The sequence below is a fragment of the Nitratireductor sp. J20-h4 genome (assembly GCF_056780505.1).
The window spans coordinates 1,134,494-1,159,146 of sequence record NZ_CM165557.1 but is presented as its reverse complement, the minus strand read 5'-3'; the positions used below and the strand labels follow the sequence as shown (position 1 = coordinate 1,159,146).

The following is a 24,653-nucleotide window of genomic DNA, read 5'->3' as shown; positions in this document are numbered from 1 at the left end:
ATTGGCTGTAAAAGTGGTGTTGGTCGGCTGCGGCAATATGGGACACGCCATGCTCACGGGCTGGCTGGCCTCGGGCAAACTTGCCGCAAGCGAGATCGCCGTCGTCGAACCGAACGAGGCTCTGCGCCAACGTGCGTCGCAGACCGGGGCGGGCGTGAGCGGGCATGTATCGCAGTTGCAGGCCGGAGTTCGCCCCATACTGATCATCTTTGCCGTCAAGCCGCAGGTGATGCGCAGCGTCGTCGCCGAGTATAGCGAATTCGCGACCGGCGCCACGACCTTCGTGTCGATCGCCGCCGGCATCGATATCGCGCTGTTCGAGACGCTGCTGGGCGAAAAAACACCGATCGTCCGCTGCATGCCAAACACGCCCGCCGCGATCGGCAAGGGCATGATGGTGACAGTCTCCAACAGCCAGGTCACACCTGCCGCCGAGACGTTTCTGGCCGATCTGCTTTCGGTCAGCGGCAAAGTGCTCAAGCTCGAAGACGAAAGCCTAATGGACGCGGTCACCGCGGTCTCCGGCTCGGGGCCCGCCTATGTCTTTCACTTCATCGAGTGTCTGACCGCGGCCGGCGAGCAAGCCGGCCTGCCCGCCGAGGCAGCGAAACTGCTGGCCATGCAGACCGTGTTCGGCGCCGCTTCGCTGGCAGCCGAAAGCGAGAGCCCGCCCGGCGTCCTGCGCGAACAGGTCACGAGCCCCAACGGCACCACCGCCGCCGCCCTGCAGGTTCTGATGAAGCAGAATCGGCTTCGCAACCTGGTCGCCGAGGCCGTCGAGGCGGCGCGCGACCGCTCGATCGAGCTCGGCAAATAGTCTGTGCGGCGGCCTCGGCCGCCGTTCCATGCAGTGGTACAACCTTACGGGCGCGCTGAAGCCGCGTGCCCGTCCAGTTGCGCAGGCGCCTCGACACCGCCTGCACCCGGATGCAAGGCCATGATGTGCCCGGCATAGATGTCGGCGAATTTTCTCGACAGCCGCTGGAACGGTTTTTCGATTAGCAGATGCGCGATCAGCGCCACGGCCACCACCGCCACGATCATCGCCGCCACCATCAGCGTACCGAAAACCGGTCCGTTGAGGCCAAATCCGTAAAAGTCCTGTCCATTGATCTGGAAAGCGCCGATCAGTTCGACCCCGACGATCTTCTCCAGCACACTGGCAAGGTTGATCATCCGCGCCTGAACGAAAATATGCACCATGTAGATGCCGTAGGAGAGCGCCCCAAGCCACTGGAAGAGTCGCGTCCTCAGCATAAGGCTGAATACACCGCCCTCCAGAACGAAAACGTACAAGGACAGCGCAAACACAAACGGCGCCGCGATGCTGGCCGCATTGTCGCCGGCGAGGGCGACGAACAGGCCAACGAGGACGATGGCCGCGAATTCGAGCACACTCGCGCGCGCGGTCGGCTCCGCCGCCTGGCGCGCCTTTGCCGACAGCAGTCTGTCACCGGCCAGGAAATAGAGCAGCGCGCCGAGCGAAAAACCATAGACACAGCGCACGAAACCCAAATCCCAGGTCGCGTCCATGTAGTCGGGCGAAAACAGGTAGAGCACCACCGGGGCGGTGACGACGGCAACAACCAGCGCGATCCAGGAGCGACGCCCGAGCAGAACCACAAGCCCGCCGAACAGGGTATAGGTCCAGAACTCGGCCGAGATGCTCCAACTCGGCCCGTTCCAGGTCAACCGGCTGTCGACGCCCATGCCGTTGAGAAGGGCAAGGCTCGTCAACAGTTCGAACGGGCTGTTGCCTCCTGTGAACGGGGCCGCGCCGTTTCCGGCCAGCGCCGGAACGGCCCAGCGCAACGCCTCGAAGGCGACGAACAGGGCCAGGACGGCGACGTGGAGCGGGTAGATCCTGCCGATCCGCAGAATGACGAAGCGCAGATAATTGACGCCGTTGACCAGCTTGGCACCGTAGCCATAGGCAATCACGAAGCCAGACAGGACGAAAAAATAGTCGACGAACAGATAGGCGTTGCGCACGACCGGGCTTTCCGCGAGCGGACCGGAGGCCGGAAAATGCATCACCGCCACGAGCAACGCACAGATGCCGCGCCACGAATCGAGGGTTTCGAGCCGGATTCTGGCTTTGGCCGCGCTGCGATGTGCCGCCCTGATACGGGCCACCGTGTCATTCTGGTTCATTCGGCCGTCGTGCTCCCTCGTCTGGACGCGCAAGCACCGTCGCGCGCCGCCACACACAGGCCTGTCGCAAGACCCGTGCCAAAAACGGTGGAGACTCTTCGCTTTTGAAGTCGGGCCGCGCCCCTCGGGGCCCGCGGCGCGGTTTTCGGCCGCTTGCTATGGGTACAGCATCTGGTCCTGACGCCGGCGCAGCGCAAAAAGCCGCGTATTCGGGTCGGGCGCGGCGTTGTCGGTGGTCAGCAATTCGCCCTTCCTGACCGGCTTCAGCACCTTGCCGCCCTCAAGCAGGCCAACGGGAACGGCATTTTTGGCGCGCGCGTCGGTCACCGTCATGGTGAAGGAGCGGTAGCAGGTCTCACCAATGGCGTCGAAAACCTCGCCGGCGGCAAGATCGCGCTTGGCGAGCGCGCAGACCTCGGCCACGGGGCGCGGCAGCGGCACCATGTCGGGCTTGCCGGTCAGCATGATGCGCGCGGCCGTCAGCGGGACCTCGAGCGAGGTCAGATGGTAGGGTCGAAAGAAGCTGTAATAGGGGCCGGTGCCGATATGCAGGTCGTCCATGCGCTCGATGATGCGCGGATGGGTCGCCTCGACGATGACGAACACCCCCGGCGCCACGCCCTTGCCGACCGTGTAGTCGACCACGCCCTTGCGGGTCAGGATGCCGCCGTCTTGCCTGGGAATCAGCACCTTGACCATCTCGTCGCGGTCCGCGTTCGGCCCGTGCATGCCGGGGACGTCCGGCACCAGCCCGGTGGCGTTGGCGATCGCGGCCATCTCGACCATGGTCTTGGACCCGTCGACGAACTCGACCAGCATGCGCGGGTTCATGTTGCGCCGCGTCGCCTCCTCGACATAGTCGTCGGGCACGGCGTCATGGTTGAGCGGATTGTTCTTGCCCTTGCCGGCCGAGACGATGGAATAGCCGAGAGCGGACGCGAATTCGATCAGTTCCATGCACGATGAGGGCTCGTCGCCCGCGCCGACCGTGTAGACGACGCCCAGCCGGTCGGCCTCCTGCTTGAGCAGGCAGCCGATGGTGACGTCGGCCTCGACATTCATCATCACCACATGCTTGCCGTGCTCCATCGCCATCAGGTCGAAATCCGCGGCAACGCCGGGCTTGCCGGTTGCGTCGATGACCACGTCGAGAAGCGGGTTGGTGACGAGCAATTCGTTTGAGATGATGGCGATCTTGCCGGCCTCAATTGCCGCCGTGGCGGCCGAAGCCGTGTCGGCCTCGCGCGCCATCGTCTCGTCGCCATAGGCGATGCGGATCGCGGCGCGCGCAGTATGCGGCCTGCGTGTCGAGATCGCGCAGACCTCGATGCCACGCATCAGCATGGCCTGGGTCACCAGGTCGGTGCCCATCTCGCCGGAGCCGATCACCCCGACACGCACGGGGCGGCCTTCATCCGCCCGCCGCGCCAGATCACGGGCCAGACCGGTAAGAGCGACATTGGTCATAGGCGGCATTTTCCCCGTACGCTTCGGTGCGCGGAGCTAGTACCCCCCATGTCCGCAAAGTCAATTGTTGGAGCATCAAACCGCGGGGCCGCGGGGCGTGCACGCATCCGTCTCCGTCGCGCGTGCCACTGCGTCGCCATCGCCGTCGGATACATCGTCAGGCGTCGATCGACAGCGCGAAGGGTGCACCCTCGAAGGCATCGGCGCCGCGACCGATCGAGCGCACCGCCTCGACCATGCGCCCGTCGCGCCCCAGAAGGTCGTCGGCCAGCGCGACCAGCCGGATATTCGGGGTCGCGGAGGGCGAAAGCCGGCGCAATGTGCGGGCGAGTTCGGCCTCGCCGCGCGTCGGCGCCAGGGCGGCGGCGATGATGTAGGCGGAGGCGGTGGAGCGCGAAATGCCGGCGAAGCAGTTGATCACCAGAGGCGCGGCGCGATCCCAGCCCCTGCCGAATGCGATCAGGCTTTCGACATGCGCGCGCGCTGGAGCCACCATGTCGGGCGCCTCCTCGACAATGTCGTGCATCGACAGCAAAAGGTGCTGATCGGCGGCGATCGGCGCCGGCCGGTCGAACGGCGTTCCGTGTTTGAGCAGCGTCAAAAGCCGGCGCGCGCCGGTCGTGCTGATCGTGTCGTCAAGCCGCGAGAGTGGACAGACCCAGATCATCGTTTCTCCGCCTCTTTGGCCGGATCGGCAGGCTGGTTTCGCGCGGACCAGGCTGCAAGCGCGGCCTCGAGCCTCGGCCAGGCGTCGTCGCCGGGCAGGCCGATCCGCAGGCAATCGGGTCGCTCTGCGAAGCGACGGATGTACAGGCCGGAAGCGCCCAGCCATGCAAACAAGTCCGGCGCGGCCGGATCGCGCACGAAGGCAAAAAGCGGTGTTCCGCCGCTAGGCTCGATTCCGGCTGCGGCAAGCAATGCATCGAGACGCGCGCGCTCGGCCCGCAACCGGGCGCGCATCCGCGTCTGCCAGGCCCGGTCTTCCAGCGCCCGCAGGCCGATCTCGAGCGCCGGACCGGAGACCGCCCACGGACCAAGCCTAGCGGCCAATCCAGCCACAAGGTCCGGCGCGCCGAGCGCGAAGCCGAGCCTGATACCGGCAAGGCCGAAGAATTTCCCGAACGAGCGCAGGACGACGACCCCGCCTGCCCCGCAGCCACCGGCGAGACTATGCTCGGCGGGCCCGACATCCATGAACGCCTCGTCGACGACCAGCAACCCGCCTTTGGCGCGCATATGGCCGGCAAGCGCGAGCAGGGTTTCGCGCGCAACAGAGCGGCCGTCCGGATTGTTCGGATTGACGATGACGGCGAGGTCGGCGTCAAACAACGCGCCGACGGACGACACCTCCTCGACCGCGTGGCCGGCAAGGCGCGCGCAACGCGCATGTTCGGCATAAGTCGGTCCGAGCACCCGGGCGCGGCCGGGAGGGACCTGCCGCATTACCAGCGGCAGCAAGGCCTGGGTTCCGGGCGCCGGTACGACGGCGACATCTGGCCCGGCGCGATAGGCGCCGGCGGCGACCGCCGCCAGTTCGGCGATCCGGCCCGGCTCGGGCAGGCGCGAAAAAGCGGTGGCCGGCAGGTCGAAAAGCGGATAGGCGTGCGGGTTGATGCCGGTCGACAGGTCGACCCACGGCTGCGGCGCGTCGGCAAACAGCGCCCTTGCCGCGTCGAGGCTGCCGCCATGATCGGAAACCGCGGTTTTTTCAGCCCGTTGCAACGCCATGTTCTTGTCCATCGCCTTTCTGTCGCTGCTTGTCGAGCGCGCCACCGGCTATCCCGACCGCCTGTTTACGGCGATCGGTCATCCGGTGACCTGGATCGGCGCGCTGATCGAGCGTCTCGACCGGCGCTGGAACCGGGAGACGGACAGCACGGCGCGTCGTCGACAAGCCGGTTTGGCTGCGCTGGTGACGATTGCAACGCTCGCCGGCGGCGCCGGGCTGGGCCTGCAGGCGCTGCTTATGACCCTGCCCACGTCCATAGCCGTCGCGCTCGCGGCCTGCCTGGCGGCAACGCTGATCGCGCAAAAAAGCCTCGACGATCATGTCGCGGCCGTCGCCGACGCGCTGGAAACCGGCGGGCTTGACGCCGGACGGGCGGCGGTGTCGCAGATCGTCGGGCGCGACCCCGACACGCTCGACGAGGCCGGGGTGAGCCGCGCGGCGATCGAAAGTCTGGCGGAAAATTTTTCCGACGGCGTCGCCGCGCCGCTCGTCTGGCTCGCGCTCGCCGGCCTGCCGGGGATCGCGATCTACAAGGCGGTCAACACGGCCGATTCGATGATCGGTCACCGCACGCCACGCCACGAGGCCTTCGGTCGCGCCGCCGCCCGCTTCGACGATCTGATCAACCTGCCGGCCTCGCGGCTGACGGCGCTGGCCATCGTAGCCGCCGCGGCGCTTCTTCCCTCGGTGTCCGGCCGCGACGCCTTGAAGGCGGTCCGGCGCGATGCGAAAAACCACCACTCGCCCAATGCCGGATGGCCGGAGGCGGCGATGGCCGGCGCGCTCGGCCTGGCGCTCGCCGGGCCGCGCACCTATGGCGGGCATGTGGTGGACGACGCGGTGATGGGCCGAGGCGGCCGCCGGGGCGCCGACGCGAGCGATATTCGCCGCGCGCTTACCCTTTACCGGTGGGCGGATGCGCTGTTGATTGTGTCGACCGGCGCGCTCGCCGTGTTGGTCAGCGCGCATTTTTGATCAGCCCGTCAATGTCGAGATGGGCCTCCATATGGTCGGCCAGTCCGTCGAGCGCGGCCTCGACGCCGCCCTCGTAATCAAGCCCGGAGGCGGCGCCACCAAGACGCTCCAGCCAGGCGGCGCGCTGGCGATCGTCGGCGAACAGGCCGTGTACATAGGTGCCGGCAACGCGGCCGTCGGGCGCGGTGGCACCATCGGCCCGGCCGGCGATGGTGGCGAACGGCCGCGCGGCGTCGGGACCGGCGGTGACGCCGATATGCATTTCATAGCCGTGAAAGGAGACATCGTCGGCGGTGTCGCCACGCACCTCGACCAGAGATTTTTCGCCGGTCAGGCGGGTGTCGACGTCAAGCAGGCCGAGGCCTTCGACCCGTCCGGCCGGTCCTTCCACGCCGTCGGGATCGTCGATGGTGCGGCCGAGCATCTGGTAGCCGCCGCACAGGCCGAGCACGAAACCGCCGCGCCGACGATGCGCGGCGATATCGACATCGAAGCCGGCCGCGCGCAGGGCGGCCAGATCGGCGATCGTGGCCTTGGAACCGACCAGCAGCACGAGGTCGGTATCGCCGGGAACCGGCGTGCCCGGCCACAACCGTGTCAGCGCCACGTCGGGTTCGGCCTCGAGCGGGTCGAGATCGTCGAAATTGGAAATATGCGGCAGAATAGGTACCGCGATCTTCACCCGCCCCCCGGCGCGGCTGCGCCGGTCCTTGCCGGTCAGCGCCAGCGCGTCCTCCGCCGGCAGGCGGTTCGCATCGGCAAAATGCGGCAAGAGCCCGAAGGCGGTCCAGCCTGTGCGCCTGGCGATTTCGTTCATGCCGTCGACGAACAGGGCCGGATCGCCGCGAAAACGGTTGACGAGAAACCCGACGACCAGCGCGGCGTCGGCCGGGTCGATCACCGCTTTGGTGCCGACCAGGCTGGCGATGACACCGCCCCGGTCGATATCGCCGATCACCACCACCGGCACGTCGGCGGCGCGCGCGAAGCCGAAATTGGCGATGTCGTTGGCACGCAGATTGGTTTCGGCGGCGCTGCCGGCGCCCTCGACCAGGACGATGTCGGCCTCCTGCTTCAGACGCGCGAAACTGTCGAGCACGGCCGGCAGCAGGCTCTGCTTGACGCCCTGATAGTCGGCCGCGCGCGCGGTGCCCCGGACCCGGCCCTGGACGACGATCTGCGCGCCGGTCTCGCCCTGCGGCTTCAACAGAACCGGGTTCATGTGCACGCTGGGCGTGACGCCGGCAGCGCGCGCCTGCAAGGCCTGGGCGCGGCCGATCTCGCCGCCGTCGGCGGTGACGGCGGCGTTGTTCGACATATTCTGCGGCTTGAACGGACGCACGCGCAGGCCGCGCCTGGTCAGAGCGCGGGCCAGGCCGGCCACGACCAGCGTCTTGCCGACATCGGAGCCGGTGCCCTGGAACATCAGCGCACGTACCGTCATGATGGCGTGGTCCGGGCCGGACGGTCAGGCATTGCTAGAACTCGATGCCCTTTTGCGCCTTCACGCCGGCGGCGAAATGGTGCTTGACCTGGCCCATCTCGGTGACGAGGTCGGCGGCCTGCGTCAAAGCGGGCTTGGCGTTGCGGCCGGTGACGACGACATGCAGATCGTCGCGGCGGGCTTGCAGCGTCTCCACAACCTTTTCAAGGTCGAGATAGTCGTAGCGCAGGGCGATGTTGAGCTCGTCGAGAATGACGAGGCCGATTTCGGGATCAGCCATCAATGCCTCGGCCTTGGCCCAGGCGGCCTCGGCGGCGGCCACGTCGCGCTTCAGGTCCTGGGTCTCCCAGGTGAACCCCTCGCCCATCGCATACCATTCCACCTTGTCGCCGAAAGTCAAAAGCGCGTCCTTCTCACCGGTGTGCCAGGCGCCCTTGACGAACTGGACGACGCCGACCTTGCGGCCGTGGCCGAGCATGCGCAGCGCCAGCCCGAAAGCCGCCGTCGACTTGCCCTTGCCCGGGCCGGTGTTGACGATCAGCAGGCCCTTTTCGATCTTTTTCGACGCCACTTCGGCATCCTGGACCGCCTTGCGCTTTTCCATCTTGGCGCGATGGCGCGCGGCCTCGGTTTCGCTGACTTGTTTCATCTATTTCACCCGCATCGGCAGTCCGGCGACCATGAAGACGACCTCGTCGGCCACGGCCGCGACCGCCTGGTTGAGGCGCCCGGCCGCGTCGCGAAAACGGCGGGCGAGCGCATTGTCCGGCACGATGCCGAGACCGACCTCGTTGGCGACGGCGACCCAAAACCCGCGCGGGGCGGCAAGGGCCGCGACAAGACGGGCGGTCTCGGCTTCCACGTCCTGGCCGGCCAGCATCTGGTTCGACAACCACAAGGTCAGGCAGTCGACCAGAACCGGGCCGTCGGCCTCCGGGGTATCCAGCGCACCGACGAGATCGAGCGGCGCATCGTGCGTCGACCAGCGTCCGTCGCGCCGGGCCCGGTGTATGGCGATGCGCTCGCTCATTTCGGCATCGAAAGCCTGCGCGGTCGCCAGATAGGTCCAGGTCGGCGGTTGCGCCTCGATGCGTTTTTCCGCGTGCGCGCTCTTGCCGGAACGCGCACCGCCAAGCACCAGGATCAGCCGCCCTTTGTCAGGCAAAGCGCGTCCGCGCATTGTCGGCGCGACCGAAGAAGCGCGGCCGCAGGGCACCGACCGCCGCGCCCAGCACCAGCCAGAACACGAGGTTGGTGACGGTGACGACAACGACGAAACGATGATGCAGATCGGCCGGAACCGGCGATTCGTGACTGACCGGCTGCGGCGCGCCGACCAGATGCGGCGCCACGATCAGCGCCACCCCGACAACCGCCCACAAGGCCGAGGCGCGAAACGCGATCAGCGCCAGGCCGGCCGCGGTCGCGGCGATGGTGGCGATCCACCAGACCTGCCGCGCCACGAGGTCGGCCGCCGGCATGGCCGGCAATTCGGGCGGCAGGCCGAGGCCAGGCGCCAGGGTGAACACGGCGAAACCGGCAAAACCCCAGACGAGCCCCTGACGCCAGCCGGCAATGCCGCCGGCGAATTCAGACGCCGCGACCAGCAGAAGCCCGAAACCGATGCCGGTGACGATTGCTGCAAGCGCGGTGTAAAGATTGCGTTCCATCCCGTCGGCCGGCGCCCAGGCTTCCGCGCCTGCCTCTTCGGAGGCGGCGGCGTCGCCATGATGGCCGCCGCCGGCGCTCTCGAAAGTCTCGGCCTGGAGAATCAGCGGCACGGTCGCGTAGACCTGCATGGCCGTCAGCACAAGCCCGGCCAACAGCCCAGCGAGCGCCGCGACGAACACGACGTTACGAAGATCGGACATGTCGGATCACCCGTTAGTGGCAGGGAAAAGCCATGGAGTGACGATAGTCGTGGGCGGCGTTGTGGACCGCCTCCATCGGGGCGAAGCCCGAAACCGCGACAACGAAAAGTCCGAGCAACGCGGCCATCGCCAACGGCATGGCGCGGGATCGGGTCGAGGCGGAAGCGCCCAAGGTCGTGGTGTTCGAATTCATGTCCTGTCCTTTCGCCCTCCACCCGAGGGCCTTGGCATTGCGTTCACGACGACGGCAGGTTTCCTGGCTTGCGGCTCGACGCTCCCTGCCCGCCTTCCCGAAGCAGCGCTTCAGTGGCCTTTGGGGTGGAGCTTGCCGCCTACAGTTGCGGGGGCAGCCGCGGATTTGGGCACGAGACCCGCACCGCATTCCCTTGTTCTCTCGGGAACCATCGACAGCCGCAGTCATAACGCAATTCGAAACGGGCGCAAACCTCAATTCTCCCGCTTCGCTGTCCCGATGCCGACATGACAGCCCGGAATCGGCGTCGGCGTGCCAGGTGTTCACATGCGGAACGCGAGCGCGACCGACAGGATCAGCATCGCGGCGAAAGCAATGTTGATGACGCGATTAAGCCTAGGCCGGCGCAGAAACCGGGTCAGCAACGCGCCGCCGGCGAGCCATGCCGTGTTGACCAGAGCAAGGATGACGAGCAGCAGTCCCGCCTTGATGAACGCGTCGACGATGGAAGAGCCCCCAAACAGAACGAAGCCGGAAAACATCGCCGCCATCGCGGCGTAGGCCTTGGGGTTGAGCAGCGAAAGCACGATCCCGTCGCCGAGCGAGGGCGCACGCCCGGTCTGCGGCGCCTTCGACATCGGCGGGGCGGTGGCGATGCGCCAGGCCAGATAGATGAAATAGGCAGCGGCGGCGGCCGTCACCACGGGCGAGAGCGCGGGCACGGCCAGGACGATGGCGATCATGCCGCTCGCCGTCAGCGCCATGACAAGCACCATGCCGACGAGAAGGCCCGTCATGTAGCCGAGGCCGCGCCGGGCACCGAACGCCGCTCCCGCCGCCGCGAGGCTGAGCGTATTGGGACCCGGACTGCCGGTCAGCACCAAGCCGGCGACGAGAAACCCGATCAAGTCTTCCATAGTGTGCGTCCGTTGCGATCCAGGCGGGATCGGCAGGGTCCTACAGCCGCGCCGTGCCGGCAAGCGGCCATGCAGGCCTTGCATTGACAGCCCTGTCGCTCACGGCCTAAATGCCGGCCTGACGGTTCCCTTCCACGCGGAAGGGCTAAGAGGGAACGCGGTGCGAAGCGACCGGCTTCAACTCCGCGGCTGTCCCCGCAACTGTGAGCGGCGAGCTTCGCGTCGATTGCCACTGGATTTGTCCGGGAAGGCGGCGCGGTGCGGCGACCCGCAAGCCAGGAGACCTGCCGTCGCAACAGCAATCCTAACCGTCCGGCGGGTGACCCGGGCAAGGAGTTCGATGATTGACCTTCGACGACAGGACTGATTCGTCCGCGACGGACCCGGCCGCAACGGTAGACGCGCCGACGCCCGCCATAGCGACGATCCTTGTGTGCAGTTCGTGCCGCGGCGCGGACGGCGCCGACGACCGGCCGCGTCCGGGACATTTTCTCGCCGAGGCAGCACGCGCGGCCAACGAGGATGCCGACATCCGGATCGCTGAGGTCGAATGCCTGGGCAATTGCAAGCGCCGGCTGAGCGCGGCGCTGTTGTGCGAGGGCGCCTGGAGCTACGTGTTCGGCGACCTCGCGGTCGAAAACGGCGCCGACCTGGTGGCCGGAGCCAAGCTCTTCCAGACCTCCGATAATGGCCTCATGCCCTGGCGCGGACGGCCCGAATGTCTCAAGCGCGGGCTGGTTTCCAGATTGCCGCCCGCAACCGCCATCGCCCCTGCCGCAACCCAAAAGGTTTCATCATGACTGCTTCCGCCGACCGCGTCCCCTGCACCGTCGTCACCGGTTTCCTCGGGGCGGGCAAGACGACGCTGATCCGCAACCTGATCGAGAACGCCAACGGCCGGCGCATCGCCATCATCGTCAACGAGTTCGGCGATGTCGGCATCGATGGCGAAATCCTGAAAGGCTGCGGCATCGAGAACTGCCCGGAAGAAAACGTACTCGAACTGGCCAATGGCTGCATCTGCTGCACGGTCGCCGACGATTTCGTGCCGGCGCTCGACCAGATCCTGGCGCGCGAGCCGAAGGTCGACCATATCCTGATCGAGACCTCCGGCCTGGCCCTGCCCAAGCCGCTGGTGCAGGCGTTCCAGTGGCCGGCGATCAAGGGGCGGGTGACCGTCGACGGCGTGGTGGCGGTGGTTGACGGGCCGGCGCTCGCCGACGGCCGGGTCGCCGCCGACATGGACGCACTCGCCGCCCAGCGCGCGGCCGACGAAACACTCGACCACGACGATCCGGTCGAGGAAGTGTTCGAGGATCAGGTTGCCTGCGCCGACCTCGTCATCCTGTCGAAGAGCGACCTGCTTGACGAAGCCCAGGCCGGCCGTGCCCGCGCGGCGGTGGAGCGCCACCTTGCCCGCGCCGTCAAGATCGTGCCGGCGGCCAACGGCAAGGTCGATCCGTCGGTGCTGCTCGGGCTGGGGCTCGCCGTCGAGGACGATATCGAGAACCGGCACACGCATCACGACGGCATGCTCGACCACGAGCACGACGATTTCGACACGCATGTGATCGAGCTGCCCGCGATTTCCGACCCCGACGCGCTCGCGCGCCGGGTCACGGCGGCGGCGGAAAATACCGGCGTGCTGAGGCTCAAGGGTTTTGCCCATGTCGAAGGCAAGCCGATGCGCCTGCTCGTTCAGGCGGTGGGGCCGCGCGTGTCGCATTATTACGATCGCGCCTGGGCACCAGACGAGGCCAAAGGCACGCGCCTGGTGGTGATCGGGCTGAAAGGCCTGGACCGCGACGCGATCGAAAAGACCCTGGCGGCATAGGAGGACGAACAGCAGCGCGATGCACATCCTCGCCACCAGTTCCGCGACGCTCGACGATCTGATCGAGCCGGTCGACCTGCGCCAGGCGCCGGCCGACATGGTGGCGCTGTCGTTCACCGACAGCGATCTTTCGGCGCTGGCCTCCGCCTGGCGGGCCGAAGGCGAGGCGGTGCCGTCGCTGAGGCTCGCCAGCCTGCGCGAGCTGCGCCACCCGATGTCGGTCGATCTGTGGCTCGACAGCGTCGCCGCCCAGGCGAAGGTGATCCTGGTGCGGATTCTGGGCGGGTATGACTGGTGGCGCTACGGCTGCGACCGGCTGGCAGAGATCGCGCGTCAAAAGGGCATCGCGCTGGCGCTGCTGCCGGGCGAATGCCGCGAGAGCGACGAGCGTCTCGCCGCACTGTCGACGATCGCTCCCGAGGAACAGATCGGCCTGCTCGCCTATTTCCGCGAGGGCGGGACGGCGAATATGCGCGCGCTGCTGCGCCGGATGGCCGTGCACGCAGGCCACGACATCGAGGCGGACCCGGCGGCACCGCTGCCCAAGGCCGGGTTCTATCTTCCCGGCCTCGGCGCGGTCGATGCCGTGACCGCGTTGGCCGCGCGGCCGGACGGCGCGGCGACGGTGCCGCTGCTGTTTTACCGTTCGATGCTGCTTGCCGAGGATGTCGCGCCGATCGACCGGCTTTTCGAGGCGATGGCCGCGCGCGGGATGTTTGCCCTGCCGCTGTTCGTGTCGAGTCTGAAGGATCCGGCGGTCCGCGCCTTCGTCTTCGATACGACACGGAAGCAGGCAGCGCGCGCCATCGTCACCACAACCGCCTTTGCCAGCGGCGCGGAACCCGATGCCGAAACGCTGTACGACACGCTCGGCGTGCCGGTTTTCCAGGCGGTGATCGCCACGACGCGGCGCGAGGCCTGGCAGAGCGGCGCGCGCGGCCTGGCTCCGGCCGACCTTGCCATGCATGTTGTCCTGCCCGAACTCGACGGGCGCATCCTCGCCGGGGCGATCTCCTTCAAGGACACGGTCGAAAGCGAGGATGCGCTCGCCTATCGCGGCCAGGTCAACAGGCCCGAGCCCGACCGGGTGGCGGGTGTCGCGGACCGAATCGCGGCCTGTCTGAGGCTCCAGGCGACGCCGCGCGCAAAACGCCGCATCGCCATTCTGATGCCCGATTATCCGGGCGCGGCCGGGCGCACCGGCTACGCCGTCGGCCTCGACGTGCCGGGCAGCGTCCTGACCATGCTCGCCGACCTTAAGGCTGCCGGCTATGACGTTAAAAACATTCCGGAAACGCCGCGCGATCTGCTGCGGCTGATCGAACGCGGCGAAGAGGCTGTGTCGGCCGAAACCTATGCGCGCCATTTCGAAACGCTGCCCGAGGCCGCGCGTGTGGCCGTGGAGGCGGCGTGGGGCCCCTCGCCCGCCGACGGATCGGAGGATTTCGGCTTTCGCGCCGCGACGTTCGGCAATGTCACGGTGGCGCTCGCCCCCGATCGCGGACGCGCCGAGGACCGCCGTGCCGACTATCACGACCCGGCCCTGCCGCCGCGCCACGACTTGCTTGCCTTCGGGTTGTGGCTGCGGGAGCGGCAAGGGTGCCATGCACTTATCCATGTCGGCGCGCACGGCACGCTCGAATGGCTGCCCGGCAAGACCGTGGCGCTGTCAAACGCCTGCTTTCCCGAGATCGTCACCGGCGGCCTGCCGGTGATCTATCCCTTCATCGTTTCCAATCCGGGCGAGGCCGCGCAGGCCAAGCGCCGTATCGCGGCCGTCACCATCGGTCACCTGCCACCGCCGTTGACCGGTGCCGGCCTGTCGCCCGAGCAGCAGGAACTGGAGCGTCTGGTCGACGAATACGCCCAGGCCGACGGGCTCGACCGGCTCCGGCGCGACCGTCTGGCCGGGCTGATCGTGGAGAAGGCGGCGCAAAACGGTCTTGCCCCGCAGGCCGGGGTCGCAGACGCCGACGATCCCGACGCCGCGCTGATGAAGATTGACGCCTGGCTGTGCGACCTGAAGGATTTCGCCGTCAAGGACGGTCTGCACATCTATGGCCGCGCGGCCGCAATCGACGACGAACCAATCCGCCATGCCAGCGCCGGCGCCGAACGCGACGCGCTGATCGCAGCCCTCGACGGGCGCCATGTCGCGGCCGGCCCTGCCGGCGCGCCGGCGCGGGGCCGCACGGACGTGCTGCCGACCGGCCGCAATCTCTACACCGCTGATCCGCGCACCATGCCGACGCCGACCGCCTTCGAGCTCGGCCGGCTGGCCAGCGAGGAAGTGCTGCGGCGCTACTTGCAGGATCACGGCGACTGGCCGCGCTCGCTGGTGATCGATCTTTGGGGCAGCGCCAGCCTGCGCACCGGCGGCGAGGAAATCGCGCAAGGGCTGGCGCTGATGGGCTGCCGACCGCAATGGGACGCCGCCACAGGCCGGGTGACCGGCATCGAGGTCTTGCCGCCGGCGCGCCTGGGTCGGCCGCGCGTCGACGTCACCTTCCGTATTTCCGGCCTGTTCCGCGACATGTTCGCGACCCAGATCGCGCTGCTCGACGCCGCCGTCGCCGCGGTGGCCGCGCGCGAGGAGGCGGCCGGCGACAATCCGCTCGCCGAGGCAAGCCGCGGCGGCGGCGCACGGCCGCAGCGGATTTTCGGCTCCTCGCCCGGCGCCTATGGCGCGGGCATCGAAGGCCTGCTTGCCGGCGGCGCATGGGCCGAGCGTGCCGAGATCGGCAAGGCGTTTCTGGAGGCGACCTCGCACGCGTTCGGCGGCGCCGAGGGCGAGGCCATGGCGGCGCCCGGCGCCTTCGCCGAACGCGTGGCCGACGCCGCGCTGCTGATCCATACCGGCGACGATCCGGGCCGCGACATTCTCGAGGGCTCGGCCGACGTCGCCTTCATCGGCGGTTTCGCCGCCGCCGCGGCCGCGCTCGGCAACAAGGCCGATCTGATCGCGCTCGATACGACCGATCCGGCTAGGCCGCGCGCCCGGTCGGTGGCGGAAGCGGTGACGCGCGTGGTGCGGGCGCGTGCGGTCAATCCGCGCTTCATCGCCGGCCAGATGCGCCACGGCCCGCGCGGGGCGGCCGAATTCGCCGAGACGGTCGATCGCCTGGTCGGTTTTGCCGAGACCACGGCGGCGATACCGGGCAGCCTGATCGAGGCCGTGCACGAAGCCTATCTCGGCGACGCGCAGGTGCGCGCCTTTCTTCTCAGGGAAAACCCGGCCGCCGCGCGCGCGATCGCCCAGCGCTTCGCCGATGCGCGCCGGCGCGGCCTGTGGCATCCGCGCCGCAACGCCATCGACGACGACCTCGCCGCCCTGATCGCGGAAGCGCGCGCCGGGGAGCAGGCGGCATGAACGCTTCCCAACGGCGCGGCGCCTGCCCGTCCCTGAGCGCGCCGATGGAAACCGGCGACGGGCTGCTTATCCGGCTGCAGCCCTTGCAGGGCGGGGTGAGCCCGGCCCAGCTTGCCGGCCTCGCCGAGGCCGCGGCGCGCTTCGGCAATGGGATGATGGAGGTCACGGCGCGCGGCAGCCTGCAGATCCGAGGATTGACCAGCAGTTCAGCCGGCGATTTCGCCGCCGCCGTCGACCGGCTCGGCATCGCCGTGCGAGGCGGCGTGCCGGTCGAAACCGGACCGCTCGCCGGCCTCGACCCGAGCGAAGCCGCCGATCCGCGCCCGCTGGCAGAAAAGATCCGCGCCGGCATCGCCGCATCCGGCCTGGCGCCGAAACTGGCACCGAAGATTACGGTGATCGTCGATGGCGGCGGGGCGCTGACGCTCGGCGACCTGATCGCCGATCTGCGCCTTACGGCGCTGGGTGCGGGTTGCTGGCGGCTTGCGGTCGGCGGCACGGCGGCGCGCGCGCGGGTGGTCGGCGTCGTGACCGGCGAGACCGCCCACGCCGCGATCGTGACGCTGCTTGAGACGATCGCCGCCAAGGGAGGCGCTGCGCGCGGGCGCGATCTCGCGCCCGACGAGCTGGCAGGCGCGCTGCGCGACCTCGCCATCGCTAAAGCAGCCGAGACAGATGCCCTCGCCCCTGCCCTGCCGGTCGGCCGGTTTGCGCTGAAAGGCGATCGCATAGCGCTCGGCATCGCACTATCATTCGGCCAGGTCCATGCGGGCGCTCTCGCCGGGCTCGCGGACGCGGCCGGGCGCGCCGGCATTGCCGAAATCCGCTTCGCGCCGGGGCGCGGCCTGATGTTGCCGGCGCCGGCCGACGCCAAGATTTCGACCGTGCGGCAGGCTGCGGAAAAACTCGGCTTCGTTGTCGAGCCCAGCGACCCGCGCCTGTCGGTCGTCGCCTGTGCCGGCCGGCCGGCCTGTGCCGCCGGCCGTTACCGGACCCGCGAGACCGCAGCCGCGATCACCAAGGCGGCGGCCGGCCTGCTGGACGGCTCGCTGCGGCTGCATCTTTCGGGTTGCGCCAAGCGCTGCGCGCAGCCGGCGCGGCCCGGCTGGACGCTGCTCGGCGGCGACGCGGCCCGCACGCTGACCACCGACACGGCCGACACATACGAAATGCGCGGCGAGGTCGCGACAGGAGAAGAAGCCGGCGCATTCGCACGCTTGACGGCGGCCTTCAAGCGCCACAGGAAGACGGGCGAAACAGCCGCCGCCTTCCTGGCCCGCCAGGACGCTTCCACGCTTACCACTTGGCTTCGCCGGGACCCGACATGACAACGACCGACTATATCCGCGATGGCAACGCGATCTACGAACGCTCCTTCGCGATCATTCGCGAGGAAGCCGACCTGAGCCGGTTTTCCGACGCCGAGGCCGACGTCGCGGTGCGCATGATCCACGCCTGCGGGCTGGTCGAGGCGGCCACGCATTTTGCCTTCGCGCCGGGTTTTGTCGACGCCGCGCGGGCCGCGCTGGTGGCCGGGGCGCCTGTCCTGTGCGACGCGGAAATGGTGGCGCACGGGGTGACGCGGGCACGGCTGCCGGCCGACAATGCCGTTATGTGCACGCTTCGCGACGCACGCACCCCCGACCTTGCAAGACAGATCGGCAATACGCGCTCGGCGGCTGCGCTGGAACTGTGGCGCGACCGGCTCGACGGCGCGCTGGTGGCGATCGGCAATGCGCCGACGGCGCTGTTTTACCTGCTCGACATGATCGCGGGCGGTGCGCCGAAACCGGCCGCCATCATCGGCATGCCGGTCGGCTTCGTCGGGGCGGCCGAATCCAAGGACGCGCTGGCGGCGAACACGTTCGACATTCCCTATGCGATCGTGCGCGGCCGTCTGGGCGGCAGCGCGATGACGGCGGCCTGCGTCAACGCGCTTGCGAGGGCGGGCCTGTGACCTCTCCTCGCCCAGGCCGCCTGATCGGCGTCGGCACCGGCCCCGGCGATCCCGAATTGTTGACGCTCAAGGCCGTGCGCGCGCTCGAAAACGCCGACGTGGTGGCGCATTTTGCCAAGCGCGGCAACAATTCCAATGCGCGGCGTATCGTGGCCGATTTGCTGCCGCCGGATGTCGCCGAACTGGCGCTGCTTTATCCGGTCACGACCGAGATCGAGAAGACCGAGGCCGCCTATCGCCGCGCGATCGACGGGTTTTACGAACAGGCCGCCGCCAGCGTCGCCGAACGGCTCGACGCCGGCCAGACCGTGGCCGTGCTGTCGGAGGGCGATCCCCTCTTTTACGGTTCCTACATGCATCTGCATGTGCGGCTGGCCGAACGCTACCGGGCCGACATCATCCCCGGCGTCACCGCGATGTCCGGCGCATGGTCGCAGACCGCTCTGCCGATCTCGCAGGGCGACGACGTGCTGACGGTGCTGCCCGGCACAATGGCCGAGAGCGAGTTGGCACGCCGGCTCTCAGACACCGACGCCGCCGTCATCATGAAAGTCGGGCGCAATCTGCCCAAGATCCGCCGCGCACTCGAAGATGCCGGCCGGCTCGGCGATGCCTTTTACGTCGAGCGCGCGACGATGCAAAACGGCCATGCCATACGGCTTGCCGACAAGGGTGACGACCAGGCGCCGTATTTTTCCATCGTGCTGATACCGGGCTGGCGGGGGCGCGCATGACCGGCAAGCTGTTCGTGATCGGCACCGGACCCGGCAATCCGGCCCAAACCACGCCTGAAGCAAGCGCGGCGATCGCCGAGGCCGGGCATTTTTTCGGCTACGGGCCCTATCTCGACCGGCTGTCGCTGCGGCAAGACCAGCAACGCCACGCTTCCGACAATCGCGAGGAACTGGCGCGCGCGGGCGCGGCTCTCGACATGGCGGCCGGCGGCGCCGTGGTCGCGGTCGTTTCGGGCGGCGATCCCGGCGTCTTCGCCATGGCGGCGGCGGTCTGCGAGGCGATCGAAGCCGGCCCGGCGCGCTACCGCTCAATCGATCTCACCATTGTGCCCGGCGTCACCGCCATGCTGGCGGTCGCGGCCCGGGCCGGCGCGCCGCTCGGTCACGATTTCTGCGCGATGTCCCTATCAGACAATTTGAAACCCTGGACGCTGGTGGAACGCCGGCTCGCGGCCGCTGCCGACGCCGGCTTCGTGATCGCGCTCTATAACCCGATCAGCCGCGCCCGGCCCTGGCAGCTCGGCCGCGCCTTCGCGCTTTTGCGGACACATCTGCCGGGAACGGTGCCGGTGGTGTTCGGACGCGCAGCCGGACGCGCCGACGAAAACATCACCGTGATGCCGCTCGGCGAGGCCGACCCGGCCAAAGCCGACATGGCGACCTGCGTGATCGTCGGATCGGCCGAAACGCGGCTGATCGACCGGCCCGGCCGGCCGCCCCTGGTCTACGCACCGCGCTCGGCCGGGGCACTGGCGGAAAGGGCGGGCACGAGATGAGTGAGCGCCCGCACCGCCTCGTCCACACTCGCGACGATGATGCCGCCTTCAGGAGAAGGTGGCCGGCGCACCAGCACGACCTCGATGCCGAGCGCGCGGGCGGCGGCAAGCTTGGCGTAGGTGGCGTCACCGCCGCTATTCTTGGCAAGCACTGCGTCGATGCCATAGCGTCGGAACAGCGTTTCTTCCCCGTCCTTGGCGAACGGACCACGGGCGAGCAGATATGCGATCGAGGGCAGCGCCAGCGGCGGCTCGACCGGGTCGACGCTGCGCACGAGATAAAAATGCTGCGGCGCGGACAGAAGCGGTGTCAGTTCCTGGCGTCCGAGCGCGACGAAGACGCGGCGCGGCGCGGTGCCGAGCGCAGCAACCGCCTCGGCGACCGTGCCGACCTCGTGCCAGCGATCGCCCTGTTGCCGCTGCCAGGCCGGCCTGCGCAGCGCAATCAAGGGAACACCGGCGGCGCGCGCGGCCACGGCGGCATTAGCGGTGATGCGCGCGGCAAAGGGGTGGGTCGCGTCGACCAGCACGGTCACGCCTTCGCGGCGCAGCCACGCCTCAAGCCCGGCCGCGCCGCCGAAACCGCCGACCCGCACCGGCACGGGCTGTTCAGCCGGGTTCCTGGTCCGGCCTGCGAGCGACAGGGTGAGCCGGCATTGGCCCTTGAGCCGCGCGGCCAGGTTTCGGGCCTCGCCCGTTCCGCCGAGGATCAGGATATGGTGTTGCATCATGCCATCTAGCGATCCGCGCCCGACAAGCTCAACCGAAAAACACTGGCTGACGATCGTCGGCATCGGCGAAGACGGGCTCGACGGGCTCGCGCCGCAGGCGCTGCGCGCGATCGAGACGGCCGAACATGTCTTCGGCGGCCGGCGGCACCTGAAGCTCGCCGCAGACCGAATTACCGGCGTCGCCCACCCCTGGCCGTCGCCGTTCGATGCGGCAATGACGGCGGTCTGCGCGTTGCGCGGCCAAGAGGTCTGCGTGCTCGCTTCAGGCGATCCGTTCTGCCACGGCGTCGGGGCAACGCTGGCGCGCCATGTTCCGGCCAGCGAGATGACGGTGCTGCCGGCGCCCTCGGCGTTCAGCCTGGCGGCGGCGCGGCTGGGCTGGGCGCTCCAGGACGTCGACACGATCTCGCTGCACGGCCGTCCGGTCGACTATCTACGCCCGCTGCTGCAGCCGGGCCGGCGCGTCCTGGCACTGACCTCGGACGAGACCGGCCCCGAAGAGATCGCCGAGCTGCTGCGCGCCGACGGGTTCTGCGGGTCGCGGATCACCGTGCTGGAAGCGCTCGGCGGAGCGGCGGAGCGGATCACGACACTCAGCGCCGGCGCGGCCCTGCCGGAGACGATCAACCCGCTCAACCTGGTCGCAATCGAGCCCGTGGCCGACGCCAATGCCAGGCTTTTGCCGCGCGCCGCCGGCCTCGACGACACGCTGTTCGTGCATGACGGCCAGATCACCAAACGGGAGATCCGCGCGCTGACCCTGTCGGCGCTCGCTCCGCTGCGCGGGCAGTTGTTGTGGGATGTCGGCGCGGGGTCCGGCTCGGTGGCCATCGAATGGATGCTGGCCGATCCGGCCATGCGCGCGATCGCGATAGAAACCGATCCCGCGCGCGCCGAAACCATCCGCCACAATGCGCGGGGCATCGGTGTGCCGGCGCTCGCGGTGGTGGAGGGCGCAGCACCGGACGCGCTTGCCGGCCTGGAACCGCCCGATGCGATCTTCGTCGGCGGCGGCGGCACGCGGCCGGGCGTGATGGAATCGACGATGAAGGCGCTGAAACCGGGCGGACGCCTGGTGGCAAACGCGGTGACCCTGGAAATGGAAACACGACTTTTGGCTTTGCGTGCGAGCCACGGCGGCACCCTGACCAGACTATCGGTGGAACGCGCCGGAGCGGTCGGCACGATGACGGCCTGGCGGCCGGCCATGCCGATCGTGCAATGGACATGGGGCAAGCCATGATCGTGGCGGGTCTGGGCTGCCGGCGCGGTGTGACGGCCGAAGACATTCTGGCCGGACTCACGGCCGGCATGGCGGAAGCCGGACTTTCCGGCAAACTTCCGGACATGCTCGCGACCGGGACAATGAAGCGCGACGAGCGCGCTATCGGCGAAGCCGGCGCGCGGATCGAACGGACGGTGGTTCTGGTGGACGGGCCGGCGCTCGCGGCCGTCGAACCGGCGCTGGTGACGCGCTCGGCCGCCTCGCGCAAAGCCAGCGGGTCGTCCTCGCTAGCCGAGGCGGCAGCGCTGGCGGCCGCGGGCCCCGGCGCGAAACTGCTCGCGCCGCGCACGATTTTCGGCGCGGTGACCTGCGCCGTTGCGCAAGCAGGAGGCCAGCCATGACGGTCCACTTCATCGGCGCCGGCCCCGGCGCGGCCGACCTGATTACGGTGCGCGGCCGCGACCTGATCGCGCGCTGTCCGGTCTGTCTTTACGCCGGCTCGATCGTGCCGCCCGCCCTTCTGGAGCATTGTCCGCCAAACGCGCTGGTGCGCGACACCGCACCCTTGTCGCTCGACGAGATCGAGGCCGCCTTCGTCGACGCGCACGCCAAGGGCCAGGACGTCGCGCGGCTGCATTCGGGCGATCTGTCGGTGTGGAGCGCCATCGCCGAGCAGATGCGCCGGCTCGACAAAAGGGGCATCGCCTACACGCTCACGCCCGGCGTGCCGGCTTTTTCGGCCGCCGCCGCGGCGCTCGGACGCGAACTGACCATACCCGAGGTCGCGCAGAGCCTGGTGCTGACGCGTGTCTCGGGCCGCGCGTCCAAGATGCCACCGGGCGAAAGCTTGCAGGTCTTCGGCGCGAGCGGCGCCACGCTGGCCATCCATCTCGCCATCCATGCGCTGGACCTGGTGGTGGCGGAACTGACCCCGCTCTACGGGCCCGACTGTCCGGTGGCCGTTGTGGCGCATGCGAGCTGGCCGCAACAACGTATCGTTCGCGGCACGCTCGCTACAATCGCACGCCAGGTCGCCTACGACCCGATCGAACGCACGGCGATCATCTTTGTCGGTCCCGGCCTGGCGGCCGAGGATTTCCGCGAGAGCGCGCTATACGACGCGGCCTATCAGCGCCGTTTCAGGGGACGGGAGGCGATATGAGCATCGAGAACGCGATCGGCCGGCTGGCGCCCGAAATCGTCGAGTTCAAGGCCGGCCAGGTCTGGCTTGCCGGGGCGGGTCCGGGCAATGCCGGCCAGCTTACCCTCGACGTGGTCTCCGCGCTCGCCCAGGCCGAAGCGATCGTCTACGACGCGCTCGTCGATCCCTCGATCCTCAAGGCGGCCGACGGTGCCGATCTGCATTTCGTCGGCAAGCGCGGCGGCAAACCGTCGACCCCACAAGACGACATCACAGCGCTGTTGATCGCGCTCGCCGGTCGCGGCAAGCGCGTCCTGCGGCTGAAGGGCGGCGACCCCTACGTGTTCGGGCGCGGCGGCGAGGAGGCAATGGCGCTTGCCCGGGCCGGAATCCCGTTCCGCATCCTGCCCGGTGTCACCTCCGCCTTCGGCGCGCTGGCGAGCGCCGGCATTCCCGCCACCATGCGCGGCCTGAACAAGGCGATCATCCTGGCGACCGGCCACGCCGCCGGCGAACCGGAGGATATCGACTGGGCGGCGCTCGCCCGCACCGGCCAGCCGATCGTGGTCTATATGGGACTGAGACGGCTCGGGACGATCGCCGCGGCCCTGATGGCGGGCGGCCTGGCGGCGGCGACCCCGGCGGCGGTGATCGCGGCCGCCACGACCGAGGGCGAAACCGTGCTGGTGTCGACATTGGCGGATATCGCACGCGAAGCGGCGGCTTCCGGCGTCGCTTCGCCGGCGCTGATCGTGGTCGGCGAGATCGTGTCGATGCGCGCGGAACTCGGCCAGGTCGTCAAACTGGTCAAAAGCGCATGAGCGCGCGCGCCTTGATGATCGGCGCCGCGCGCTCGGGCTCCGGCAAAACCAGCGTGACCATCGGCCTGCTGCGCGCCCTCAGCCGGCGCGGCATCACCGTCAGAGGCGCCAAATCCGGACCGGACTATATCGATCCCGGCTTCCACGCGGCCGCCACCGGCCGACCCGGCGTCAATCTCGACAGTTGGGCGATGCCGCCCGCCCTGCTCGACACGCTGACGGGAGCGGCGGCGCATGACAGCGATCTGGTGATCGTGGAAAGCGCGATGGGGCTTTTCGACGGCATCCGCGCCGAGCCCGGCCGCACGGGCGCCGCGTCGGACCTGGCGCGGCGCTACGGCGTGCCGGTGCTTCTGGTTCTCGACGTGTCTGGCCAGTCGCAGACCGCCGCCGCGATCGCGCGCGGCTTTGCCGGCCACGACCCGCAGGTCCGGATCGCCGGCGTGATCCTCAACCAGGTCGCCAGTCCCCGGCACGAAACCTATGTGCGCGAAGCGCTGGAGGATATCGGCATCGAGGTGGTCGGCGTCATCTACCGCAATCCCGAAATGGCGTTGCCGGAACGCCATCTCGGCCTGGTGCAGGCAAGCGAGCACGCGGCCATCGACGCCTTCATCGAGCGGCTGGCCGACACGATGGAAAAATCGATCGATCTCGACCGGGTCATGGATCTCGCCGGCCCGCTCGCGCCCGCTTCCGCCGGCGACGCCACGGCGATCCTGCCGCCGCCCGGACAGCGGGTCGCGATTGCCCGCGACGCGGCGTTTTCTTTCGTCTACCCGCATGTGCTGGCTGCTTGGCACGCTGACGGTGTCGACATCCTGCCGTTTTCGCCGCTCGCCGACGAGGCACCGGACGAAACCGCCGATGCGTGCTGGCTGCCCGGGGGCTATCCGGAGTTGCACGCCGCCCAACTTGGCGCGGCCACCCGTTTCAGGGACGGCATGCACGCCTTCGCCGCGACCAGGCCCGTCCATGGCGAGTGCGGCGGCTTCATGGTGCTCGGGCGGGCGATCGAGGATGCCGACGGCGTCGGCCACGCCATGCTCGGCCTGCTCGGCCATGAGACCAGCTTCGCCAAGCGCAAGATCAATCTCGGCTACCGGCAGGCGCGGCTGCTTTGCGACTGCGCCATCGGGAGGGCTGGCGACACGGTGCGCGGCCATGAATTCCACTATGCGCGCGTCACGCAGGCGGGCGACGACGAGGCGCTGGCCGACATCGCCGACGGCGCCGGCAATCCGCTCGGCCTATCGGGCGCGCGGCGGGGCACCGTGACCGGCACATTCTTCCACGCGATCGCGAGGGCCTGAC

Annotated in this window: 25 protein-coding genes and 2 riboswitches; of the genes, 14 read left to right on the top strand and 11 right to left on the bottom strand. The window is 68.9% G+C overall.

Annotated features, from left to right (window positions below):
• The first annotated feature begins 1 nt into the window (after window position 1).
• On the top strand, window positions 2-817 hold the full coding sequence (gene proC, locus ACT2B0_RS05625) for a pyrroline-5-carboxylate reductase (RefSeq protein WP_473465801.1): 816 nt from the start codon (window positions 2-4) through the stop codon (window positions 815-817).
• A gap of 44 nt (window positions 818-861) precedes the next feature.
• Here proC and ACT2B0_RS05620 read toward each other — a convergent pair whose 3' ends face one another.
• From ACT2B0_RS05620 to cobD, 4 genes are all read right to left on the bottom strand, one after another.
• Window positions 862-2,154 (bottom strand): acyltransferase family protein, encoded by a 1,293-nt coding sequence (locus tag ACT2B0_RS05620; protein WP_473462322.1) that lies wholly within the window; start codon window positions 2,152-2,154, stop codon window positions 862-864.
• Between the two features lie 156 nt (window positions 2,155-2,310).
• Entirely contained in the window at window positions 2,311-3,621 is a 1,311-nt protein-coding gene (locus ACT2B0_RS05615) for an NAD(P)H-dependent oxidoreductase (protein WP_473462320.1), read from the bottom strand.
• Window positions 3,622-3,778: 157 nt separating this feature from the next.
• Entirely contained in the window at window positions 3,779-4,288 is a 510-nt protein-coding gene (locus ACT2B0_RS05610; RefSeq protein WP_473462317.1) for a tyrosine phosphatase family protein, read from the bottom strand.
• Window positions 4,285-5,349 carry a threonine-phosphate decarboxylase CobD gene (gene cobD, locus ACT2B0_RS05605; RefSeq protein WP_473462315.1) on the bottom strand — a complete coding sequence of 355 codons (1,065 nt, stop codon included), beginning with the start codon at window positions 5,347-5,349 and terminating at the stop codon, window positions 4,285-4,287. Before cobD ends, ACT2B0_RS05610 begins: the two co-directional genes overlap by 4 nt.
• On the opposite strand from cobD, the gene cbiB reads away from it, so the two are divergent.
• On the top strand, window positions 5,348-6,325 hold the full coding sequence (gene cbiB, locus ACT2B0_RS05600) for an adenosylcobinamide-phosphate synthase CbiB (RefSeq protein ID WP_473462313.1): 978 nt from the start codon (window positions 5,348-5,350) through the stop codon (window positions 6,323-6,325). The two genes, cobD and cbiB, sit on opposite strands and share 2 nt — an antisense overlap.
• Here the strand turns inward: cbiB and ACT2B0_RS05595 are convergent.
• The 6 genes from ACT2B0_RS05595 to ACT2B0_RS05570 all read right to left on the bottom strand — a co-directional run bounded on the left by ACT2B0_RS05595 (window position 6,309) and on the right by ACT2B0_RS05570 (window position 10,750).
• A complete protein-coding gene (locus ACT2B0_RS05595; RefSeq protein WP_473462310.1) occupies window positions 6,309-7,769 on the bottom strand; it encodes a cobyric acid synthase in 1,461 nt (486 codons plus the stop codon). The genes cbiB and ACT2B0_RS05595 overlap by 17 nt on opposite strands.
• A 34-nt stretch (window positions 7,770-7,803) precedes the next feature.
• The gene (cobO, locus tag ACT2B0_RS05590; protein WP_473462308.1) at window positions 7,804-8,418 is read right to left on the bottom strand and encodes a cob(I)yrinic acid a,c-diamide adenosyltransferase; all 615 of its coding nucleotides are present in this window, start codon (window positions 8,416-8,418) and stop codon (window positions 7,804-7,806) included.
• A complete protein-coding gene (cobU, locus tag ACT2B0_RS05585) occupies window positions 8,419-8,934 on the bottom strand; it encodes a bifunctional adenosylcobinamide kinase/adenosylcobinamide-phosphate guanylyltransferase (protein WP_473462305.1) in 516 nt (171 codons plus the stop codon).
• On the bottom strand, window positions 8,927-9,640 hold the full coding sequence (locus ACT2B0_RS05580; protein ID WP_473462302.1) for a CbtA family protein: 714 nt from the start codon (window positions 9,638-9,640) through the stop codon (window positions 8,927-8,929). Before ACT2B0_RS05580 ends, cobU begins: the two co-directional genes overlap by 8 nt.
• 13 nt (window positions 9,641-9,653) lie before the next feature.
• The gene (locus tag ACT2B0_RS05575; RefSeq protein ID WP_473462299.1) at window positions 9,654-9,833 is read right to left on the bottom strand and encodes a CbtB domain-containing protein; all 180 of its coding nucleotides are present in this window, start codon (window positions 9,831-9,833) and stop codon (window positions 9,654-9,656) included.
• A 36-nt stretch (window positions 9,834-9,869) separates the two neighbouring features.
• Window positions 9,870-10,071, bottom strand: a riboswitch (cobalamin riboswitch).
• An 85-nt stretch (window positions 10,072-10,156) separates the two neighbouring features.
• The gene (locus ACT2B0_RS05570) at window positions 10,157-10,750 is read right to left on the bottom strand and encodes a LysE family translocator (protein ID WP_473462296.1); all 594 of its coding nucleotides are present in this window, start codon (window positions 10,748-10,750) and stop codon (window positions 10,157-10,159) included.
• Between the two features lie 105 nt (window positions 10,751-10,855).
• Window positions 10,856-11,056: riboswitch (cobalamin riboswitch) on the top strand.
• A 38-nt stretch (window positions 11,057-11,094) separates the two neighbouring features.
• Here ACT2B0_RS05570 and ACT2B0_RS05565 point away from each other — a divergent pair.
• The 7 genes from ACT2B0_RS05565 to ACT2B0_RS05535 are packed head-to-tail and all read left to right on the top strand — an operon-like array spanning window position 11,095 to window position 19,421.
• The gene (locus ACT2B0_RS05565; RefSeq protein ID WP_481658459.1) at window positions 11,095-11,550 is read left to right on the top strand and encodes a DUF1636 family protein; all 456 of its coding nucleotides are present in this window, start codon (window positions 11,095-11,097) and stop codon (window positions 11,548-11,550) included.
• On the top strand, window positions 11,547-12,584 hold the full coding sequence (gene cobW, locus ACT2B0_RS05560) for a cobalamin biosynthesis protein CobW (protein WP_473462291.1): 1,038 nt from the start codon (window positions 11,547-11,549) through the stop codon (window positions 12,582-12,584). The genes ACT2B0_RS05565 and cobW overlap by 4 nt, the downstream gene beginning before the upstream one ends.
• 19 nt (window positions 12,585-12,603) lie before the next feature.
• Window positions 12,604-15,954 carry a cobaltochelatase subunit CobN gene (cobN, locus tag ACT2B0_RS05555; protein ID WP_473462288.1) on the top strand — a complete coding sequence of 1,117 codons (3,351 nt, stop codon included), beginning with the start codon at window positions 12,604-12,606 and terminating at the stop codon, window positions 15,952-15,954.
• A complete protein-coding gene (gene cobG / locus ACT2B0_RS05550; RefSeq protein WP_473462286.1) occupies window positions 15,951-17,282 on the top strand; it encodes a precorrin-3B synthase in 1,332 nt (443 codons plus the stop codon). The genes cobN and cobG overlap by 4 nt, the downstream gene beginning before the upstream one ends.
• The gene (locus ACT2B0_RS05545) at window positions 17,279-17,911 is read left to right on the top strand and encodes a precorrin-8X methylmutase (protein WP_473462284.1); all 633 of its coding nucleotides are present in this window, start codon (window positions 17,279-17,281) and stop codon (window positions 17,909-17,911) included. The genes cobG and ACT2B0_RS05545 overlap by 4 nt, the downstream gene beginning before the upstream one ends.
• Window positions 17,908-18,645, top strand: coding sequence for a precorrin-2 C(20)-methyltransferase (locus ACT2B0_RS05540; RefSeq protein ID WP_473462282.1), 738 nt, complete (start codon window positions 17,908-17,910; stop codon window positions 18,643-18,645). The genes ACT2B0_RS05545 and ACT2B0_RS05540 overlap by 4 nt, the downstream gene beginning before the upstream one ends.
• A complete protein-coding gene (locus ACT2B0_RS05535; RefSeq protein ID WP_473462279.1) occupies window positions 18,642-19,421 on the top strand; it encodes a precorrin-3B C(17)-methyltransferase in 780 nt (259 codons plus the stop codon). Before ACT2B0_RS05540 ends, ACT2B0_RS05535 begins: the two co-directional genes overlap by 4 nt.
• Here the strand turns inward: ACT2B0_RS05535 and ACT2B0_RS05530 are convergent.
• Window positions 19,370-20,149 (bottom strand): cobalt-precorrin-6A reductase, encoded by a 780-nt coding sequence (locus ACT2B0_RS05530; RefSeq protein WP_473465798.1) that lies wholly within the window; start codon window positions 20,147-20,149, stop codon window positions 19,370-19,372. The genes ACT2B0_RS05535 and ACT2B0_RS05530 overlap by 52 nt on opposite strands.
• Before the next feature lies 1 nt (window position 20,150).
• Here ACT2B0_RS05530 and cbiE point away from each other — a divergent pair, with 1 nt between their 5' ends.
• The 5 genes from cbiE to ACT2B0_RS05505 are packed head-to-tail and all read left to right on the top strand — an operon-like array spanning window position 20,151 to window position 24,652.
• Entirely contained in the window at window positions 20,151-21,395 is a 1,245-nt protein-coding gene (gene cbiE, locus ACT2B0_RS05525) for a precorrin-6y C5,15-methyltransferase (decarboxylating) subunit CbiE (protein WP_473462276.1), read from the top strand.
• Complete coding sequence (locus ACT2B0_RS05520) at window positions 21,392-21,778, top strand: cobalamin biosynthesis protein (RefSeq protein WP_473462274.1); 387 nt, start codon at window positions 21,392-21,394, stop codon at window positions 21,776-21,778. The genes cbiE and ACT2B0_RS05520 overlap by 4 nt, the downstream gene beginning before the upstream one ends.
• Window positions 21,775-22,539, top strand: a complete 765-nt coding sequence (cobM, locus tag ACT2B0_RS05515) for a precorrin-4 C(11)-methyltransferase (protein WP_473462271.1) — start codon at window positions 21,775-21,777, stop codon at window positions 22,537-22,539. The genes ACT2B0_RS05520 and cobM overlap by 4 nt, the downstream gene beginning before the upstream one ends.
• The gene (cobA, locus tag ACT2B0_RS05510) at window positions 22,536-23,339 is read left to right on the top strand and encodes a uroporphyrinogen-III C-methyltransferase (protein WP_473462269.1); all 804 of its coding nucleotides are present in this window, start codon (window positions 22,536-22,538) and stop codon (window positions 23,337-23,339) included. Before cobM ends, cobA begins: the two co-directional genes overlap by 4 nt.
• The gene (locus ACT2B0_RS05505) at window positions 23,336-24,652 is read left to right on the top strand and encodes a cobyrinic acid a,c-diamide synthase CobB (protein WP_473462266.1); all 1,317 of its coding nucleotides are present in this window, start codon (window positions 23,336-23,338) and stop codon (window positions 24,650-24,652) included. The genes cobA and ACT2B0_RS05505 overlap by 4 nt, the downstream gene beginning before the upstream one ends.
• Window position 24,653 lies beyond the last annotated feature (1 nt).